Genomic DNA, 18,654 nt, shown 5'->3' on the forward strand with positions numbered 1-18,654 from the left:
TTTCGCCAAATAAGAGTGAGAGCACCCTCAACCTAAAAGGTATGAAGCTTTATTTAGCGAGACAATTTCTTACTTGATTTCCCTTCATCTACAGGGTGGTTTTTGTTATACGTTTGAAGACTAATTCTTTTATAACACAGTTCCACCTGTTCCCCGTCCAGAAATTCATGGTTTGATAAGACGACCACACGCTGTTCAAGAGCGTGAACATATACGTGATAGAAAGTATGACCATATTTCAAAATTTTATATTCAACCGTAGCATCAAAAGCCTCTGTATCTGCAGCTTTTAAACTGGTTTTAGGTCGAAGAGTCAAGTGATCTGGTGAAAGAAAGAACCCCTCCATCACTAAACCTTCAGAAAACATTTCTGCGACTTGAGGACTTTTTGGCTGTTGATAAACATCTTTTGGAGAACCAATTTGCTGAAAAATCCCTTCTTTCATAACAGCAATTCTATCCCCCATCATCATCGCTTCTTCTCGGTCATGAGTGACAAACAATGCCGTCACCCCTTCTTTTTTTAGAAAATCACGAACCCACGAACGAATCGATGATCGTAAAGAAGGATCGAGACTACTAAAAGGTTCATCTAATAGTAATAAATCAGGATTTAAAATTAGTGCCCTCGCTAAAGCAACTCTTTGTTGCTGACCGCCAGAAAGTTGATTTGGATAACGTCCTGACAAAGCAGCTAATTCTACTTTTTCTAGAATAGCCAGCCCTCTCTCTATTCTCTCTTGCTTTTTGCTCTTGTTTTTCCCGTATTTAAGTCCATACGTTACGTTCTCTAAAATCGTCAAATGTGGAAACAACAAAGGCTGTTGAAACATGAGAACGACAGGTCGTTCATCCGCTTTGCTATTTGTGATATTTACATCGTTTACATAAATACTACCTGAAGTACTAAATGACAAACCTGCAATACACCGCAAAAAGGTCGTTTTTCCACATCCAGAAGGTCCAACAAGGCTCATAATTTCTCCTTTTGTCATTTCCAAGTTTAAATCAGAAAAAACAGTTTGCCCTGCATATGATTTTGTAAGCTTCTCTACTTTTATCAGCATGGGTCATTTCCTCCTTACGGCCTTTTTATCACTCTTAAATAGACTCTTAAAGTAATCTCAAACAGAATTAAAAACATAATAGGGAGAAGTGCAAATAATACGGAAAAACTTGCAATGACTGCTTCATCAGCACTTGTAAAAAATGGATAATAAATCATCGGCAAGGTGGATACTGTCCCGCCTCCAATAATCGCCGTTAATACATACTGACTCAACGAGATCACAAACACAAGTACTGCAGTGCTTCGAATACTTGGCGTCATAAGTGGAACCATGACCGTCCAGAAAACTGTTTGGCTATTTGCCCCTAATACAGCGCCTTGCTCTTCCCATTCATTTTTCAATCGGTCAAACCCTGATTTTAATACTCTTATGGCATACGGGAGCGTCGGTAATAAATGAATAAATATGACTCCAAGTACTTGATCTGTTAATCCCAGTCTGATCATCGTTAAGTGAAGACCCATCGCTATCGCTAAAACTGGAATGAGTATCGGCAGCATGAGAAGCGATTCAATAATTGCCTTTCCTCTAAAGTGGAATCTACTCAATGCATAAGCAGCTGGGGTTGCGATAATAAAGTTCAACATCACCACTACTCCAGCAATTAATATCGTATTCCAGAGGGAGGAGAAGATTCTTGGATCTCCAAATACGACTCTCCAACCTCGCAAATCAAATTGTGTCGGCCGCCAATCTGGCCACGACCACCCAAAACTGACACTTTTTAAAAACATTAAGATAACTGGTGCCACAAAGATTAGCATAAACAAGCTAAGCATCGTTAGTCGCATCCATAGTTTTCGTTTTCTAGTCACGAGTCATCCCTCCTTGAGGCCCATTTGTATCTCCATCGCTGCGAAAACGTTAATATCAACGCAGCCGCGACAATGGCTAGAAGGGATAAGATGACCATCATGGCTTGAGCTAGCGGTCGATTTACCCATCCCGCTTGATAAAACCAATCATAGGCGAGAACAGGAATCATTTTTGGAAATGTCACGCCAAGAAGCGCTGGAACTTCAAACGCTCCAAGAACAAACACGAACAAAATTAGAAAAACTTCTAATGAAATCGGCCAGATCCAAGGTAGTTCTACTGTTTTAAAAACCGTCCATCGGTTGCCACCCAACGTCTTACTCACATCCTCATAACGAAGATCCATTTCTTGATATACAGGGAGAAGCATCAGGATAACGAAAGGAATTTCTTTCCAAACATATGTCAAAATAACCCCCAAATACATCGGATCATTTACAAACACAGGAAATTGACTCATCGTTTCTAACCAACCTATTTGAAAAACGACCGATGAAAACCAACCACTCGGTGCAAATAACAAAAAACAAATATAAGCTGCGACAAAATGAGGAATCAGCATGGGAAACCACGCAATAAATTTCCAATCATCTCTTTTAAATAGGCGAAACATTGCTCTTGTAAGAAAGAGTCCAATAATTAGTGCCATGGTTGTTGAAATAAAGGCAACCCATACACTTACACGTAGGGCACTCAAAAACGTATCGTTTCTCCATAACTCTAAATAAAAATGAAAAAAAGGCTGATTCCCTTCTGTAGCAAAACTATCACTCGCAGCCATAAAAAGCCCGTATCCTACAAAAATAAATGTAACAAGGAGTGCTGGAACTAAAAACAGGTATTTTCTGAACCTTGCACTATTGCTGAACAACTTCTCGTTCCCAGTTCTCTATAATCCAATCATGATACTTGGAATCCAATTCAGCAAGAATCTCCTCTTGTTCCACAACTGGTGGCCCAATGTATGCTTCCATCTCCTCTTGTTGCTCATCCGTTAAACGAGAAACGTCAAGTACCGTTCCCTCTCCCCACATACTTGGATCCAGTTTGTTAATTTGTGCATCAGCGGAGATCATGAAATTTATCGCTACCATTGCTCCAGCAGGTTCAGGGCTGTTAAAAGGAATACTTAAATAGTGCGTGTTACTGACGGAACCCGGCTCTAATACTACCGTTTCCGTCGAAGGTGGAAAAACGCCATCTTCGATTAAACTATCCGCCCGATGTTCATTAAAACCCATCGTAAAGGCTAGCTCTCCATTTGCATAAAGCTGGTCGAGCTGAGAAAGAGATTCCGGGTACGTTTGACCATCGCGCCATAATGAATCTTCAAATGCATTTAACCTATCCCAAATTTCTTGCCCATTTTCATCTAACCACTCTTCGTTAAATGTTTCTAAGGCTGCTGGGTCGTCCGCAACATCGTATAAAATATGACGAAGGAAACCATTGCCTGTAAAATCTGTCACGTTCGGATACGTAAATTGACCTGGGTTATCTATCGACCACTGAATCAGTTCATCTATCGTCGTAGGAGGTTCTTCAACCATATCGGCATTATATTGAAATGCAAATTGAACATTTCCCCAAGGTACTTGGTGACCTTCAATTTCTGTTCCCATATCCGTATGGACAAACGCCGGTTCATCACCAATGTATTCGTCCATATTAGGTAGCTTGAATGCAAAGTCTCCATAGAGTAGGTCGTTATTTTTCGCATTTCTAAAATTTTCTCCATTAATCCATAGAATATCTGCTGTTCCTGTCTCTTGGTCTGCTTGCTTTTCTGTCATAAGCTTAGACAAGAAATCGGGCGCATCCATTGGAATACGATTTAACGTGACATCATAGTCTTCCTCTAATGCAGGTGCAACATAGTCATCAATGTAACGATTGACACCATCATCGCCCCCCCACATATAAATGCTAACTTCTGTGCCTTCTGCTTGAGAAATAACTTCGTCCCAATCGGCATCCATTAAGTCCTCATGTTGCTCTTCTTCAGCGGATGAGTTACACCCATAAAGAAAAGCTGTCGCTAAACCAATCATTGGGATTATTTTTTTCATATGATTTCCACACTCCACCTAGTAATTTTTTTAACAATTCCTATCCAACTAAACGTTATGTTTTTTGTTTTAGTTCATCCATGTCAATTCCTTTTTTCTTCGCAAGATATTTAGGAATGAGAGAGACCAAAAATAAAATAATCCCAGCTCCTGCAAATTGAAACAAGAGGCGAAGAGAGATACCTTCACGAACAATTTGACCAGCCATATACGCATATATAAACGAACCTGGTGCCATCGTAATAAATGAAACGACTGTGTACTTAACGAATGGCAATTTTGTTAAGCCGTAAGCGTAGTTTTGAACGTTATAGGGAAATACTGGAACGAGTCTTGTTAGGATTAGAAAGCTAACACCATTTTTCTCGACACCTTCGTCCACACTATCAAAAAGCTTGTTTCCCCCAAACTTCTTCGTAATCATATCTCTCGCCAAATATTTAGCAACGAGGAACGCTGCGGCTGCTCCTAACGTCCCACCAGTCAGTGCGAGTATCGCTCCAATTACCGGTCCGAAAGTAATCCCTGCTACAATTGTAAGAATAGAAGCAGGAAGCATAAAAACGGCAACAGCAATGAACACAAGGATGAAAACCCCATATCCTAACAGACCAAAACTGTTAATAAATGCTTGCATCGCTTCTACATCTTGCAATCGATTGATAATTCCTGTTTGCCATGCGATAAAAAAAACAATAGCAATGATACTTATCAGCGAAATGAGTTTAATCGCCGCTTTATTTCTGTTACTCATCCTTGTTTCCTCCCTCATGTCCTTCCTTCTCTGTACCCTTTTCTTACGAGGTTGTATCTCTATACTAGAACATTGTAACCTCATTAGAAAAATTAAAAAGTAAGTTTACTTACACATCTTAATTTAAACGTATAGAAGGGGGAAAGTCTAAAGATAAATACCAGTTTTTTCTTATTAATAAAGTTCATTTTACCACGAATGTTATTTCTCTCAAATATCTGTTTACTACAAGCAAAAAGCGTCCGATAAGCTCGAACGCTTCGCTATTATTCAAGACTCATCTAACTTGATTATTGAGGTTAGTTAGGAGCTACTGAAAAAACCTGATCTCCGGAAGCGTTATTAAGATGATTTCTTTAGATCATCCATATCGATTCCTTTTCGCTTCGCAAGGTATTTTGGAATAAGCGAAACTAAGAAAAGAATAATTCCTGCCGCTGCAAACTGAAGCATTAAATTCATTGAAATTCCTTCACGAACGATTTGCCCCGCCATGAAAGCATAAATAAATGCTCCTGGTGCCATCGTGATGAGAGAAACTCCTGTATATTTTGCAAACCCTAAACTCGTTAACCCATATGCGTAGTTTTGAACGTTATAAGGAAATACTGGAACGAGTCTTGTTAGAATTAAAAAGCTAATGCCATTTTTTTCAACACCTTGATCGATTTTATCAAAAATAGGGTTTCCTTTGAACTTTTTCAAAATCATATCACGAGCCAAGTATTTAGCAACAAGAAACGCTGCCGCCGCACCTAGCGTCGCACCTATTAGAGAAAGAATGCCACCAATAACTGGTCCAAATGTGATCCCTGCTACAATCGTTAATACTGCTCCTGGTAACATAAAGACGGCAACAGCGATAAAAACTAAAATGAAAATGACGTACCCTAACATACCAAAGCTATTAATAAATTCCTGCATCGCCGCAACGTCTTGAAGTCTATCCATTAAGCCGGTTTGCCATGCAACTAATATAACAATGGCTATGGCAGCGACCAAACTAGCTAGTTTGATCGCTGATTTATTTTTTTCACTCATACTGTTTCACTCCTTTTGTGATTTTTAGAAATCACCGTTTTCTGTTCTATCGATCACGTCTTGGTTAGCATCTACATAAGCCTCATAAGACCACTCGATCCACGAACCGTCGTAATTTAAAGCATCTTCATAACCAAGAGCATGTGTTAATACAAGCCAAGTGTACGCAGATCGAACGCCTGACTGACAGTAAGAAATGACCGTTTCGTCGCCGTCTATCACATCGGCATAAATTTCTTCTAATTCATCAACAGACTTAATCGTTCCATCTTCTGCCGTTGCATCAGAATATTCAAGGAACATTGCCCCTTTAATTTTTCCCGGTCCTTCTGCTCCACTCAATGTGGTTGAACCGTCTTCTTCGTCTTGACCACGAGTATCAAGGACGAGGAAATCATTATTGTCTACCGCTGAAATAACTGTATCTAAAGAGGCATTAAATGCTTCTTCATTAAAGTCTGGAGCTTCGTAATCTGTTTCTGGTCGATCACCAAGTGCTAATGCATCTCCTGTCTCAAAACCGGCTCCAATCCATACGTTAATGCCACCATCTAACAATCGAACATCTTCATGCCCAAGCATTTTAAACTGCCAGAACAATCGTGCTGAATCGTGCTGATCGTTAGCTGCATAAGTGACAAGGGTTGTATCTTCTGTAACACCAAATGAACGTAACAATGCTTCTAATTCTTCTTTAGAATTTGCCATACCACCATATGGGTAAGCATCTGTTCCTGAGTAGTCAGGTCGCCATACTTCAAAAGAACCTGGAATAGCCCCGCCTCTTTCATCCATCGTGCCGATAACAACCACATCTTCCGCTTCGTCTTCCATTAATTCATTCAATGCTTCTGCCGTAATAAAAACATCTGGATTGGCATACTCATTAATTTTTTCCTGTTGCACGGATAAATCAACCTCCTGCGCATCAATACCTGTTAAAGAAAAATAAACAAAGATTCCAATAATCGCAACAGCTAATGCACTAAAGCCACTAATTTTCATTTTTTTACTCATGATCTTTCCTCCTCATATTTATGCTCATTTATTCACATGAGATAACGAAGTGACTTCTTATTATAAAGCCACATTGTTCTCTCAGTTGAAACGGTTCATTACGCTTTCACTACTTTTTTGACAATTTGTTTTGATTTGTAACGGTTAATCCAAGATTTTGCAGGGCTTGATAATACATCCTCTGGCGCCGATTCATCCAAATACACAACCGGTCCCCACAATAAATCTAGAATATGAAACGACTTTTTTCCTGCTTTCATTAATGAAGAGCGACATGCTGCGCAGTAAACAACGACATAATCACTATCAAAGTCATTTCCTCGACGATTCATTACTCGCATAGCGAGATCTGGATTGGCAGGAACAATCATGCCCCCGAATCCACAGCAACGAGCGTTTTCACGAGAAAATTCACTTTCCTCTACTTTGTAACCTAATTCTGAGAGGATCCAACGAATGCCATCTTGAATCTCTTTTTCATATCTAGTGGAACAAGAATCGTGAATGGCAAACACGACATCACTGTCTGCAGCTTTTCCCCGAACTTCCTCCGGTAGACCAATTTTCGGAAGTAGTGTCCATAGAGACTCAACAGCTGTATGATCACTCGTTTCTTTAATCGTTTTATAACAGTTTTGACATGCAACAATCATCGTTTCAATGCCAACATCATCTATATCTTTTTGTAATCCGGCAAATCTTTCTTTGAATTTCTCTTCTTGTCCGAGCGCTTTTGTTCCTTTTCCGCAGCATTTCTGAACGCCACCTAAATCAGGATAAACTTGTTTCAAATATTCCATTGTCTGCTTTACGCCTTCAGGTGTGTAAGAGGGAAGGGAACATCCCGGCATAAAACCCATGTTTTGTGTCATATCATTTCACTCCTTTCACTTTTGTACAGAAGACTTTTGAGAACCCAAGCTTCTGATGAATTTCAATGGCTTTATGCCCTTCCATCGGTGATTTTCCGTCATTGTGTAAAATGAAATCTTTTCTCATACCCATGAACGTTTCCCCGATACCGTAATCGTTTGGACAGACATGCGTACATCCACCACACATGTTACAAGAATAAGGAATAACCGGATCAATCTCACCTTTCTCTAGGAATTCACTGAAAATATCTTGCGGACATTCACCAAAATCATTCAGCATGATACATTCAGTCATACAGAGTTTGCATTCACATTGAATACATCGTGATGCTTCTTTTTTTGCTTGCTCATCGGTATAACCGAGATCATACGGTTTAAAATCCCATTTTCTTTCCTTCGCTGGTCGATGATTTCCTGACGTTCTAGGAAGGTTTTCTGTTCCTTTTGGAAGCGGAACATCGAGTCTCGTTTCAAAACTATATTCGAACTTGAACTGACGTCCTTCCGTTAGATCAATTTCTTTTAAGAATCGATCCGCGGATGCTGCAGCTTTTCGACCAAGCGCCATCGCTTGAACAACGATTGCTCCTCCACTAGCATCTCCGGCAACAAAAACATCCGGAAGATTCGTTGCTAGTGTTTCAGAATCTGTGACGTATCGACCGCCACCTTTTTGCTCTAGAAGACCATTAGATACATCTTGTACTTGCTGTCCTGTAGCAAAGACAATACTATCTACTTCTATTTCTTTCATTTCATTACTAAATGTTGGTGCAAACCTTCCATTTTCATCAAAAACGGAGATGACTTTCTTCAAACGCATACCTGTTACTTTTCCTCCGTCATCTTTGAGAATTTCATCTGTTCCCCAGCCGTTAATGAATTGAACATCTTCTTCTTGGGATTCATCAATTTCAGCTTGACTGGCTGGAAGACTCTCTAATTCTTCTAAACTAATAAGGAATACTTCATCTGCACCAATTCTCCAAGAGGATCTAGCACAGTCCATTGCAACGTCTCCGCCGCCGATTACAGCAATTCTTTTTCCGACTTTCGGAAATTTATGAGTTAAGCTAATTTCTTTTAAATAATCTACTGCATTAAAAACTCCGTTTGCGTCTTTTCCTGGAACAGGAGGAATGCTTCCGACGTGAGCACCATTTGCTACGATCACCGAGTCATAGTCTTCACGAAGCTGTTCGAATGTCATATCTTTACCAATCTCAACACCCATTTGAAAATTCACGCCTAGATCTTCTAAATAACTATATTCAAAATCAATCACTTCTCGTGGAAGTCGATATTCAGGAATTCCTACACGCATCATCCCGCCAACAACTGTTAACTTGTCATAAATGACGACTTCATGTCCCGCTTTTCGTAAGTCAATCGCTGCTTGGGCTCCAGCTGGACCTGCTCCAATGATGGCAACTTTCTTTCCAGTTGGAGTGCCAACAGCATCATCCCAAAGCTCTTTTCGATCGGCTTTTTCTGCTGCAAATCGTTTCAAGCCGGCCACTGAAATCGCTTGACCGAATTCGGTATTCCTTCGACAATCCACCTCACAAGGATGGGCACATATTCTTCCGAGAGTATTCGGAAGGAACAATTTTTCTCGAATTGTTTTCAAAGCAGCTTCATAATCGCCTTTACCAATTTGTGCCACGTATTTTTTTACATCGGTGTGCATCGGACAAGCCGCTACACAGAAAGCCTCTTCATGCCCCATGCAACCATCTGTAATAGTTGATGCCTGTTCTAATACCTTTTCTCTAAATTCCATCACGCTCACCTCTCCATCTCATTGTAAAAATCGTCCAACGTGAATATTTTCACATAATTTTTGATTAAAAAAACACGGTTCATTCGTGCACTTTTTCGAGACGATTTTTCTTTTACATTGTTTATTATCCATTTAGGAGGATTTCTTTCATTTGTTGAACAAACTAAAAATCACATAGCTCAAAATCATATCTTTACATTTTACATCGATATTTTCACTCCTGAAATGACTTGTTTGAATACCAATACCTCTATACCTAACTTATCAAATTTTTGAACGATTGACGAAATAAAAATCGAATACTCTGTGACAGAGATGTAGACAATTTTCAACACAGTCCATACCAATTTGTTTAGTCGGTTAAAGGTTTTTAGAAATACATTTATATATGAAGATATATGTCTAACAAAGGTGGACAGGTTTTATTATTCGTTATAAAGTCAGTTTATAAGAGAAAGCTAATACATTAAAAATAATTTGTGAAGTAATTTACGACGACTCACATTCATTAAAAAAGTTTATGAAAATATTTTACGACGGCTCACTTGGAGGGAATGTATGGAACTATTTATCATTATGCTTGAGCGATTAGGGATTATCGTCATGGTTGCATTTGTTATGACTAGAATTCCCTTCTTTCGTCGACTTATCGATGACCGCGACGTGACGTTATCTCAACGAATTAGTGTTACGCTTTTATTTGGTTTCTTTGGGATTATTGGCACATACACCGGAGTTGTTGTATCTACAGGAGAAGCAAGCTATATGATGTGGCTTTCTGATTTGGCTCAAGACGAGGCAATTGCAAATTCTCGTGTGATCGGCATCGTCGTTGCCGGTTTACTTGGAGGATGGAAAGTTGGTCTCGGCGCTGGGATCATCGCCGGTGGCCACCGTTTCTTACTCGGTGGTTTCACAGGCGTTGCTTGTGGATTATCCGCAATTATTGCTGGGCTTATCGCCGGTATTGCCCATCGCTATGTGAAAAAGGGCGCCAACATTTCTTTACCTTTAACCTTTTTCATCGGAGCATTGAGTGAAACAATTCAAATGGGTATCATTCTTCTCGTTGCAAAGCCATATGATCAAGCACTAGCCTTAGTGGAACTTATAGGGTTCCCGATGATCATTGCTAACGGAGTCGGGGCCGCGGTTTTTGTGCTTATTATTCGCAGCGTTATCAAAGAAGAAGAAAAAATGGCGGCCGTGCAGTCAGGACGAGCATTAAGCATTGCTGAACATACGATTACTTATATGAGACAAGGATTAACTCAAAATTCTGCCAATCAAACCTGTAACATACTTTTGAGAGAAGTTAACGCGTCCGCTGTTTCCATGACCGACCGAGAGTCTATTTTATGCTACCTAGGCAAAGGGTCTGAGATTTATTTAGAAGGTCATCAAATTAAAACCGAGGCAACAAAACAAGTTCTTGAAACAGGAGAAACGTTCATAGGCATGCAAAAAGAAATTCGCGATCATGATGACCTACCTAGAGAAATCAAAGCAGCAATGATCGTACCATTGAAGCAAAAAGATGACATTGTCGGAACTCTGAAATTTTACTTTCGATCAGAAAAAGAAATCACTGTTTTAGAGAAAGAATTGGTTCAAGGTTTAGCGAGACTTTTAAGCACTCAGCTCGAACTAGCAAAAGTGGAAGATTTAAAAAAGATTGCTCGGGAAACAGAAATCAAAGCGTTGCAAGCTCAAGTTAGTCCACACTTCTTATTTAATACGATCAACATTATTGTCTCGATGATTCGAACAGACCCTGAACGAGCAAGAAAACTACTTCTTTCTCTCTCCAACTTCTTTCGGCAAAATTTAGCAGGAACAAATAAAGCTTGGTCATCTTTAGGGGATGAAGTAAAACAAATCAAATCATATTTAGAAATTCAAGAAGCACGTTTTGCAGGAGAATTAGAAGTAGAATGGGACGTTGATGAAGTCCTTTTACATTTGCAAGTTCCGACTCTTACGATGCAGCCGCTCGTGGAAAATGCCATCAAACATGGAAGAACCTCTAGCAACGAACCGCTGCAAGTAAAAATAACTATTATGAAAGCAAATACTCTATGTTATGTCTCCATTGAAGATAACGGGAAGGGCATCTCTACCGAAAAATTATCTACATTAACGAAACAACCAATCGAGTCAGACAAAGGTGCTGGAATTGGTCTTTACAATGTCCACCGCCGTCTATCGGATATGATTTCTCCAGATTCTGGTTTAACGATTGTTAGTGAACCTTCTAAAGGAACAATCGTCTCTTTTTCATTAAAACATCATGATATAGAGGATTCCTAACGTTTTATAAGGAAATAAATGGAATAAATCGAGATAACTTACGTGATACAAAAAACTCAGAGGGGAGCGTAGTTTCATGGTAAAAAAACAAGTCCGCACTTTATTAATAGACGATGAACCTTTTAGTAGAGACGAATTACGACATTTACTGTCTGCATACCCTGACTTTAACATCATTGGCGAAGCTCGGTCTGCAGAAGAAGGGTTGGAGAAAATTATTGAATTAGAACCAGACGCGCTTTTTTTAGATATAGAAATGGGAGAAAGAAATGGTATCGAACTCGCTTCTACGATTCAAAAGCTTAAAAAAGTCCCGCTTATCGTGTTCGCTACAGCCTATCCTGATTTTGCTGTGAAAGCTTTTCGCGTTCAAGCTTTAGATTATGTACTAAAACCATTTGATGAAGATCAAATCTTTGAAGCTGTTAAACGTATTCGAAAAGCATTTCCAGATGAAAGCGAGCAAAAGTCAAAACTTCATTTCTCTACTGAGGATACTTTGAAGCTAGCTGTTCAGCAAGATGAGACGATCCACTACATCTCACCAAAAGAAATAGATTATATTTTTCGCGAAGGAAACGTCACAAAAGTCATTAGCCAAGGAGTGGAGTACATCACACGTTATCCTTTAAAAGAAATAGAAGAGAAATTAGTTGATCATTCTTTCTTCCGAACACATAAAGGGTATATTGTAAATTTAAATCACGTGGAAGAGATTACCCCATGGTTTCACGGAGCGTATCAATTGAAACTTACAAATGTGGAGCAACATATCCCTGTTAGTCGAAATTATGTAAAGCATTTACGTCAGCGGTTGGAACTTTAGTATGATGTCATTGCATCTTAACCGATGCTTTTAGCATGTTAAGTTCTATTATCAACATCATAATAAGAGAAACACCTACCCAACCACCTTTCAAGCTATAATAAATTCAACATTGAGAGCGTTATCATCCATTGAAAGGTGAGGGTATTATGATTACATTTTTAATTTCCATTGTTATTTTAGTCGTCGGTTATTTTACGTACGGAAAATTTGTAGAGAAAGTGTTTGGTGTGAAAGATGAGCGAGTCACTCCGGCCATGAGTCAAGGCGACGGTGTCGATTATGTTCCGATGGGCACAAAACGAAATTCATTAATTCAGCTATTAAATATTGCTGGTGTCGGACCGATTTTTGGTCCAATTATGGGCGCGCTATATGGACCAGTTGCCTTTCTTTGGATCGTTCTTGGGGCAATTTTTGCCGGGGCTGTTCACGACTATTTAACCGGAATGATTTCTATTCGAAATCGTGGTGCGCATTTACCTGAACTTGCAGGAAAGTTTCTAGGAAAAGTGATGAAACACGTCGTCAATGGTTTTGCCGTTCTTTTACTCCTTTTAGTAGGTACGGTTTTTGTTACAGCTCCAGCCGCGCTCATTTATAACATGGTCCCTGGTTGGGTCACATTAAGCATGATTATTGGATTAATCTTCTTATACTACGTCATTGCAACGATGCTTCCGATCGATAAAATCATCGGACGAGTTTACCCAATTTTTGGCGGATTGCTTCTCATTAGTGCATTAGGTATTGGCGGTAGCATGGTTATCACTGGTGCACCGATCCCTGAAATGACATTAACGAACATGCATCCAGACGGATTGATGATCTTTCCGCTGTTGTTCTTAACGATTTCTTGTGGTGCACTTTCTGGGTTCCATGCAACGCAATCTCCGATCATTTCTCGCACAACACAACGAGAAAAAGACGGACGAAAGATCTTTTACGGCATGATGATAACAGAAGCAGTTATTGCTATGATCTGGGCTGCTGCCGCAATGAGCTTATTTTATGGGACAGATTTAAGTGCATTGATCAGTGAAGGTGGACCTGCTGCTGTTGTTAGTGACGTTTCGCTGATGATGCTCGGTGGTATTGGTGGAACATTGGCTATTCTCGGTGTTATTATTCTTCCAATCACGTCAGGTGACACAGCTTTCAGAAGTGCACGAATGATCATTGCTGACTATTTTAAAATTAAGCAAATGAAAGTTCGCAACCGATTGATGATTGCTATTCCATTATTCGTCATTTCCGTTGCATTAACACAAATGGACTTCACTATCCTTTGGCGTTATTTCTCTTGGGCCAACCAGTCCACTGCGATGATCGCCCTCTGGGTTGGTGCGATGTATTTAGGATTACAAAAGAAGAATCATTGGATTTCAAGTATTCCTGCTGCATTTATGACAATGGTAACGTTTACTTACATCCTTAACGCACAAATTGGTTTTGGATTATCCATGCCTATCTCTTATGCTGGTGCAGCTGTAGGAACCGTTATTGTCATTATCCTTTTTGCAAAAAAATTGAAACACGAATTGGAAACAAAACAAATTGAAGTCGATGCAAATGTTGATAAAGTAGCATAATGTTAACTCTTATATAAAGCCCCTAGCCTTCGAAGGCTGGGGGCTTTGCGTTTAATCCGTATCCATTACAAAATACAAGTGGTGATGGAGGTGGCATCCTGGGTTAAAAGAGGCCTTGCAAGAAGGGCATTGGTCATTTGCCTGCATATATTCTTCGATCGTTAATTCTGTTCCACACGATCCACATAAGACAACTTGTTGTTGCCGTTCATGTTTTCCCCATCGCTCAACTTGGTGGTCAACCGCTTCGTTGTGGCAATGAATGCATGGATAATACGTATTGCAGCACTTGAATTTAATTGCGATACGATCACTCTCTCCATGATAATGCTCACAACGCGTTTCTCCGTCAATGACTTTTCCTTTTACATTTATTTGATGAATGAGCATGTTTTTGCCCCTCCTTATTAATACTTTGCCACTTCTAGTAATCACCCTGATTTCTTGATTATTAATGAATGGATGGTATACTGTTAAAAATCTACTTATTTATCCTTCAGGAGGCTCAACGACTATGTTAGAAAAACTATGTAAAGATTCAAAAGTGATAAAAACGGGACGAGTTTTCCCTCAAGATACAAATAATCATAACACGCTTTTTGGCGGAAAGTTAATGAGAGATATTGATGATGTTGCTTCGATTTCAGCCGCACGACATTGTCGAACTGAATGTGTCACTGCTTCCACAGACTCTGTCGATTTTCTTCACCCGATACGTCAAACAGACTCCGTTTGCTTAGAATCCCATGTGACATGGACAGGAACGAGTTCCATGGAAGTATTCGTAAAAGTGATAGCGGAAGATCTACTTACTGCTGATCGACGAGTAGCAGCAACTAGTTTCTTAACATTTGTTGCACTTGATGAAACAGGACGACCGACCAACGTTCCAAAAGCAATTCCAGAGTCCGAAGAAGAAGTTTATTTACACGATACTGCTCCGGAGCGATTTAAAGTGAGAAAAGAAGGCCGCAAGCAAAGTAAAAAGCTGGCAAAAATTCTTTCTGATTTAAAACCTTGGGAAAACTGCTAACAACCTTCTAGATACCTAGAAAAGCCGTGCGACTTTCTCTGTGCCGCACGGCTTTTCATGTATGATTTATATTGTTTCATTCTATTTGTTAATCTCCGCCTTCATTTCCTCCATTGTTGCCATCTCCATCTAAGTTTCCGTCGATTTCGACGTTAATGGTATTATCGTCACCACCGCCGCCATCTCCATCGCCACCTGGGAACATTGGCATGAGGTAATTCACGATAAAGAACAATATGATAAGCGTTATGACTGTAATAAATGCGTATTTAATAAAGGTTGAACCAACTTTGCCCGGTTCTTCTTTTCTTTCTACTTTTTCTTCTCGTTTGTAATCGTCACTCATATGCGAAAGCTCCTTTATTTGTGTCTTTAATTTCAACTACTATTTCATAAGTTTTCATTTATACATCTTGATGATCAAGTTACTGCCCAGGAATTAATGGTATAAGGTAGTTTGCGATAAAATATAAAATGATTAGCGTGATAATTGTAATGAAGCCGTATTTAATGAGAGTGGCTCCTACTCTACCTGGTTCTTCTCTTTTTTCTACTTTTTCTTCTCGTTTAAAATCGTCACTCATATACGTAAAGCTCCTTTATTTGTGTCTTAGTGGAATTGATTCCCGGACATAAATATTTCAAACATATAGGTAGTAGAAAACCGATGTAAAAGTATGTAAGCGCTATTTTGAGGTTTTGTTCGTTTGTGAGTTAGGTAGGTAGATTGTTTGTTTTAGTGGGGTGGAGTGGGGTTAGTTACCTTTCTTTTCATAAATTGCTTGTTTAGGGGCACTAAGCGCCGCCTTTACTGACCCTTCTTCCCCAAAATCAACTCGCATGGTGCACTAGTCAGGCCCTCTAGTGACCATAACCCCCCAAAAAAAGCTCATTTAAGGTCACTAACTCAGTGCTTGCTCCATAGCTCCACAGTTTCATCCGTTCTCCCACAAAAAAACTCGTTTAAAGGAACGAAATCGAAGAAAAAAAGGACAACCCTTGTCTTTTTTTGGCATAAAAAGAACTCTCTTCAAATATATTCATCTTATACGATGAAATTGAAGGGGGAATCTGCATTTCCATGAACGCATTAAAGGATCATTCATTTACGATATCTTTGTTTGGATCATCCATTCTATTAGAACCAACTAGTAAACGTTTGAAAGTGTATAAACTCCCGGCAAGTGAGCAAATGGAGCCGTTTATCCGCTCTCTGAAACAATTAGGTAAACAACATCAATGTGATAAACTCATTTTTTATGTGAAGCTTTCCGAACAACCTATGATTCATCCTTATTCAACGAGATATGAAGGGATGATTGAGTCTTTTTTTGACGGAGAAGATGCTCATATTTACGCTATATTTCTAGATCCACAAAGAGGGCAAACTCATCTGTCTGAGCAAGAAAAAAATGTGTTTCGGCTCGTCCATCGAAAACGAGGAGAAGGTCCAACACATCGATTCCAACTACCAGCTGGCTTTCATATGAGGTGGGGAAACAAACGTGACGCGCAGCAAATGGCAACCTTATATAAAACAGTATTTAAGTCGTACCCAACACCTATGAATGACCCTGAGTTTATTAAACAGATGATGGACGATGACGTTTATTTTCTAATCGTTCAACATAACCGCGACATCGTTAGTGCTTGTTCAGCTGAACTATTGAAAAAGTTTCGTGCTGCAGAGCTTTCGGATTGTGCCACATACAGAGAACATCGCAGTAAACAACTCCTGTCTTATCAAGTTGCTCATCTTTTTCCGAAGCTTAAAAAGGTTGGTGTACGCACATTATTCTCCTATTCCAGATCGAAGTCAGCTGGGATGAATTTAGTTAACGCTAAACACGGTTTTCATTTTGGCGGTCGAATGATTAAAAACAGCAATATTTCTGGAAGTATCGAAAATATGAATATCTGGTATAAAACCCTATGAGTGGTTGAGAATCTTAGGGGACGATTAATTACCTATCGTTCCCTTTTTTTTGGGTGAAAAAATACGTATATTTTTCCAAATATTATTCTTATTATCATCGAATAATTTTACTCTTTTTAGAAAATCATGATAGGTGTGAGTTCGTGCATTCAATATTGATTTGTAAAGAGAAGGGGAGGACAAGCATGCCGTTAAATGACCGAGTAAAAGACCTATCATTTAAAGCAAATGACCGACAAGACCGACAAGTTTTACAACGAAGGAAAACAGGACCTAAACGGTTAAATCATAAGAAAAGAGATGAACAGAAGAAAATTGCGCTTATCGGTTGGAGCATTCCTTCGATTGAGGCGCTAGATTATATTCAGCGGCCATATATCGTCGTGAGTCTTCCAGAGTTTGAAAGTTATGCAACGGAGCATCAAATTCCGTTTACGAAATGGAACTTCGACCGAAACCTTAGCTATGACGATATTTACGACCAATCGAAAGAGTTACACGATATTTTAACGGAACAAGATGTGGATCATGCCATTCCTATTTTTGAAGAAACGGTTGAGTGGGCTGGGGCATTGAATTCCCATTTTCGTAAAGACCCTGAGCTTTATGATCACTCGATCCTATTTAGGGACAAGGCGATGATGAAACGAAGAGCTCATATGGGTGGTCTGAAAGTGGGTGTTTTTGAAGAAGGGGAATCAAAAGAGGACGTTCGACGATTCTTTAAACGGATCAATCACTCGTTACTACGCCATCGCGACGAAGATCCTGAGCCTATTCATGTGAAGGCGTTAAATAAAGCAGGAGCTGCCGGTCACCGGATTATCCGATCAGAAAAAGATATTGATCATAAATTGTCAGATGGGAATTTCCCTTGTCTCATGGAAAGTCACTTAGAAGGGGTGGAAATTTCTTGTGAAGCCTTCATTCAAGGTGGGAAAGTAAGGTTCTTGAATATTACGGAGTACGTTGTATTCGGCTACTCGATGATGGTACCTCCTTCCCCTGAAATTGAGGCACTCCGTCCTGAAGTTCGTGACGAAGTGCAAAAGGTAGTAGACGTGTTCGACATTGACCACGGCATCATACATCCCGAATTTTTCATTTCCAACGATGGCACTCTTTATTTTGGCGAAGTGGCTTACCGTATTCCAGGAGGTCATATTTTCGATTTAATGAAAAAAACGTATGGATTTAACCCTTATGAAGCACATATTCTTTGCTCGGATCCAAACACGACCGAAGAGGAGCTAGAAGGCGTATTTCCTGATGAGAAAAACCATAACGGTCACGCTGGTAGCTTTCTCGTGTATCCAAAATCGGAATATATTTCAGGAATCAATATTCCTCCTGAGTTAGAGGATCACCCTAGTTTTGAGAAACATACTTTATTTAGGCCTGGTGTGAGTAAAGTTCAAGATCAAGAAGGCTATGGGAATCACCTAGGAACGGTGTTTTTCTATCATGAGGATAGTGAACATGTAAAGCAACCATTAACTGATTATGTGGATCATAATTTCTTTATGTAATTC

The 18,654-nt window shown here is 39.6% G+C and carries 18 protein-coding genes; 6 read left to right on the plus strand and 12 right to left on the minus strand.

The genetic code is table 11. The features are described 5' to 3' along the window. Positions 1-53: 53 nt before the first annotated feature. The 9 genes from QDN89_RS15830 to QDN89_RS15870 all read right to left on the minus strand — a co-directional run bounded on the left by QDN89_RS15830 (position 54) and on the right by QDN89_RS15870 (position 9,425). Positions 54-1,067: an ABC transporter ATP-binding protein gene (locus tag QDN89_RS15830; protein WP_280771138.1), complete on the minus strand. Its 1,014-nt coding sequence runs from the start codon at positions 1,065-1,067 to the stop codon at positions 54-56. A 14-nt stretch (positions 1,068-1,081) separates the two neighbouring features. Beyond that, on the minus strand, positions 1,082-1,885 hold the full coding sequence (locus QDN89_RS15835) for an ABC transporter permease (protein WP_280771139.1): 804 nt from the start codon (positions 1,883-1,885) through the stop codon (positions 1,082-1,084). After that, positions 1,882-2,667 (minus strand): ABC transporter permease, encoded by a 786-nt coding sequence (locus QDN89_RS15840; protein WP_280771140.1) that lies wholly within the window; start codon positions 2,665-2,667, stop codon positions 1,882-1,884. The genes QDN89_RS15835 and QDN89_RS15840 overlap by 4 nt, the downstream gene beginning before the upstream one ends. Positions 2,668-2,743: 76 nt before the next feature. Beyond that, on the minus strand, positions 2,744-3,955 hold the full coding sequence (locus QDN89_RS15845; protein WP_280771141.1) for an ABC transporter substrate-binding protein: 1,212 nt from the start codon (positions 3,953-3,955) through the stop codon (positions 2,744-2,746). 55 nt (positions 3,956-4,010) lie between these two features. Continuing rightward, the gene (locus QDN89_RS15850) at positions 4,011-4,709 is read right to left on the minus strand and encodes a TVP38/TMEM64 family protein (RefSeq protein ID WP_280771142.1); all 699 of its coding nucleotides are present in this window, start codon (positions 4,707-4,709) and stop codon (positions 4,011-4,013) included. 342 nt (positions 4,710-5,051) lie between these two features. Further along, entirely contained in the window at positions 5,052-5,750 is a 699-nt protein-coding gene (locus QDN89_RS15855; protein WP_280771143.1) for a TVP38/TMEM64 family protein, read from the minus strand. A gap of 24 nt (positions 5,751-5,774) precedes the next feature. Continuing rightward, positions 5,775-6,767, minus strand: coding sequence for a sulfurtransferase (locus QDN89_RS15860; protein ID WP_280771144.1), 993 nt, complete (start codon positions 6,765-6,767; stop codon positions 5,775-5,777). Between the two features lie 98 nt (positions 6,768-6,865). After that, positions 6,866-7,639, minus strand: coding sequence for a heterodisulfide reductase-related iron-sulfur binding cluster (locus tag QDN89_RS15865; protein ID WP_280771145.1), 774 nt, complete (start codon positions 7,637-7,639; stop codon positions 6,866-6,868). A 1-nt stretch (position 7,640) separates the two neighbouring features. Next, the gene (locus tag QDN89_RS15870; RefSeq protein WP_280771284.1) at positions 7,641-9,425 is read right to left on the minus strand and encodes an FAD-dependent oxidoreductase; all 1,785 of its coding nucleotides are present in this window, start codon (positions 9,423-9,425) and stop codon (positions 7,641-7,643) included. A gap of 558 nt (positions 9,426-9,983) precedes the next feature. Between QDN89_RS15870 and QDN89_RS15875 the strand changes: the two genes are divergently transcribed. The 3 genes from QDN89_RS15875 (at position 9,984) to QDN89_RS15885 (ending at position 14,153) form a co-directional block, all read left to right on the plus strand. Continuing rightward, positions 9,984-11,735 (plus strand): sensor histidine kinase, encoded by a 1,752-nt coding sequence (locus QDN89_RS15875; RefSeq protein ID WP_280771146.1) that lies wholly within the window; start codon positions 9,984-9,986, stop codon positions 11,733-11,735. 76 nt (positions 11,736-11,811) lie between these two features. After that, positions 11,812-12,561, plus strand: a complete 750-nt coding sequence (locus QDN89_RS15880) for a LytR/AlgR family response regulator transcription factor (RefSeq protein WP_280771147.1) — start codon at positions 11,812-11,814, stop codon at positions 12,559-12,561. Positions 12,562-12,710: 149 nt separating this feature from the next. Then, positions 12,711-14,153, plus strand: a complete 1,443-nt coding sequence (locus QDN89_RS15885; RefSeq protein ID WP_280771148.1) for a carbon starvation CstA family protein — start codon at positions 12,711-12,713, stop codon at positions 14,151-14,153. Between the two features lie 51 nt (positions 14,154-14,204). Here QDN89_RS15885 and QDN89_RS15890 read toward each other — a convergent pair whose 3' ends face one another. Then, on the minus strand, positions 14,205-14,543 hold the full coding sequence (locus QDN89_RS15890; protein WP_280771149.1) for a CHY zinc finger protein: 339 nt from the start codon (positions 14,541-14,543) through the stop codon (positions 14,205-14,207). Positions 14,544-14,667: 124 nt separating this feature from the next. On the opposite strand from QDN89_RS15890, the gene QDN89_RS15895 reads away from it, so the two are divergent. Further along, complete coding sequence (locus QDN89_RS15895) at positions 14,668-15,186, plus strand: acyl-CoA thioesterase (protein WP_280771150.1); 519 nt, start codon at positions 14,668-14,670, stop codon at positions 15,184-15,186. A gap of 88 nt (positions 15,187-15,274) precedes the next feature. Here QDN89_RS15895 and QDN89_RS15900 read toward each other — a convergent pair whose 3' ends face one another. Further along, positions 15,275-15,532, minus strand: a complete 258-nt coding sequence (locus QDN89_RS15900) for a hypothetical protein (protein ID WP_280771151.1) — start codon at positions 15,530-15,532, stop codon at positions 15,275-15,277. A gap of 79 nt (positions 15,533-15,611) precedes the next feature. Then, positions 15,612-15,770 carry a hypothetical protein gene (locus QDN89_RS15905; RefSeq protein ID WP_280771152.1) on the minus strand — a complete coding sequence of 53 codons (159 nt, stop codon included), beginning with the start codon at positions 15,768-15,770 and terminating at the stop codon, positions 15,612-15,614. A gap of 497 nt (positions 15,771-16,267) precedes the next feature. Between QDN89_RS15905 and ablB the strand changes: the two genes are divergently transcribed. Both ablB and QDN89_RS15915 read left to right on the plus strand, forming a co-directional pair. Next, complete coding sequence (ablB, locus tag QDN89_RS15910) at positions 16,268-17,122, plus strand: putative beta-lysine N-acetyltransferase (RefSeq protein WP_280771153.1); 855 nt, start codon at positions 16,268-16,270, stop codon at positions 17,120-17,122. 185 nt (positions 17,123-17,307) lie between these two features. Further along, positions 17,308-18,651 (plus strand): ATP-grasp domain-containing protein, encoded by a 1,344-nt coding sequence (locus QDN89_RS15915; RefSeq protein WP_280771154.1) that lies wholly within the window; start codon positions 17,308-17,310, stop codon positions 18,649-18,651. Positions 18,652-18,654 lie beyond the last annotated feature (3 nt).

The organism is Salipaludibacillus daqingensis (genome assembly GCF_029891575.1).
Classification (GTDB): domain Bacteria; phylum Bacillota; class Bacilli; order Bacillales; family Salisediminibacteriaceae; genus Salipaludibacillus; species Salipaludibacillus daqingensis.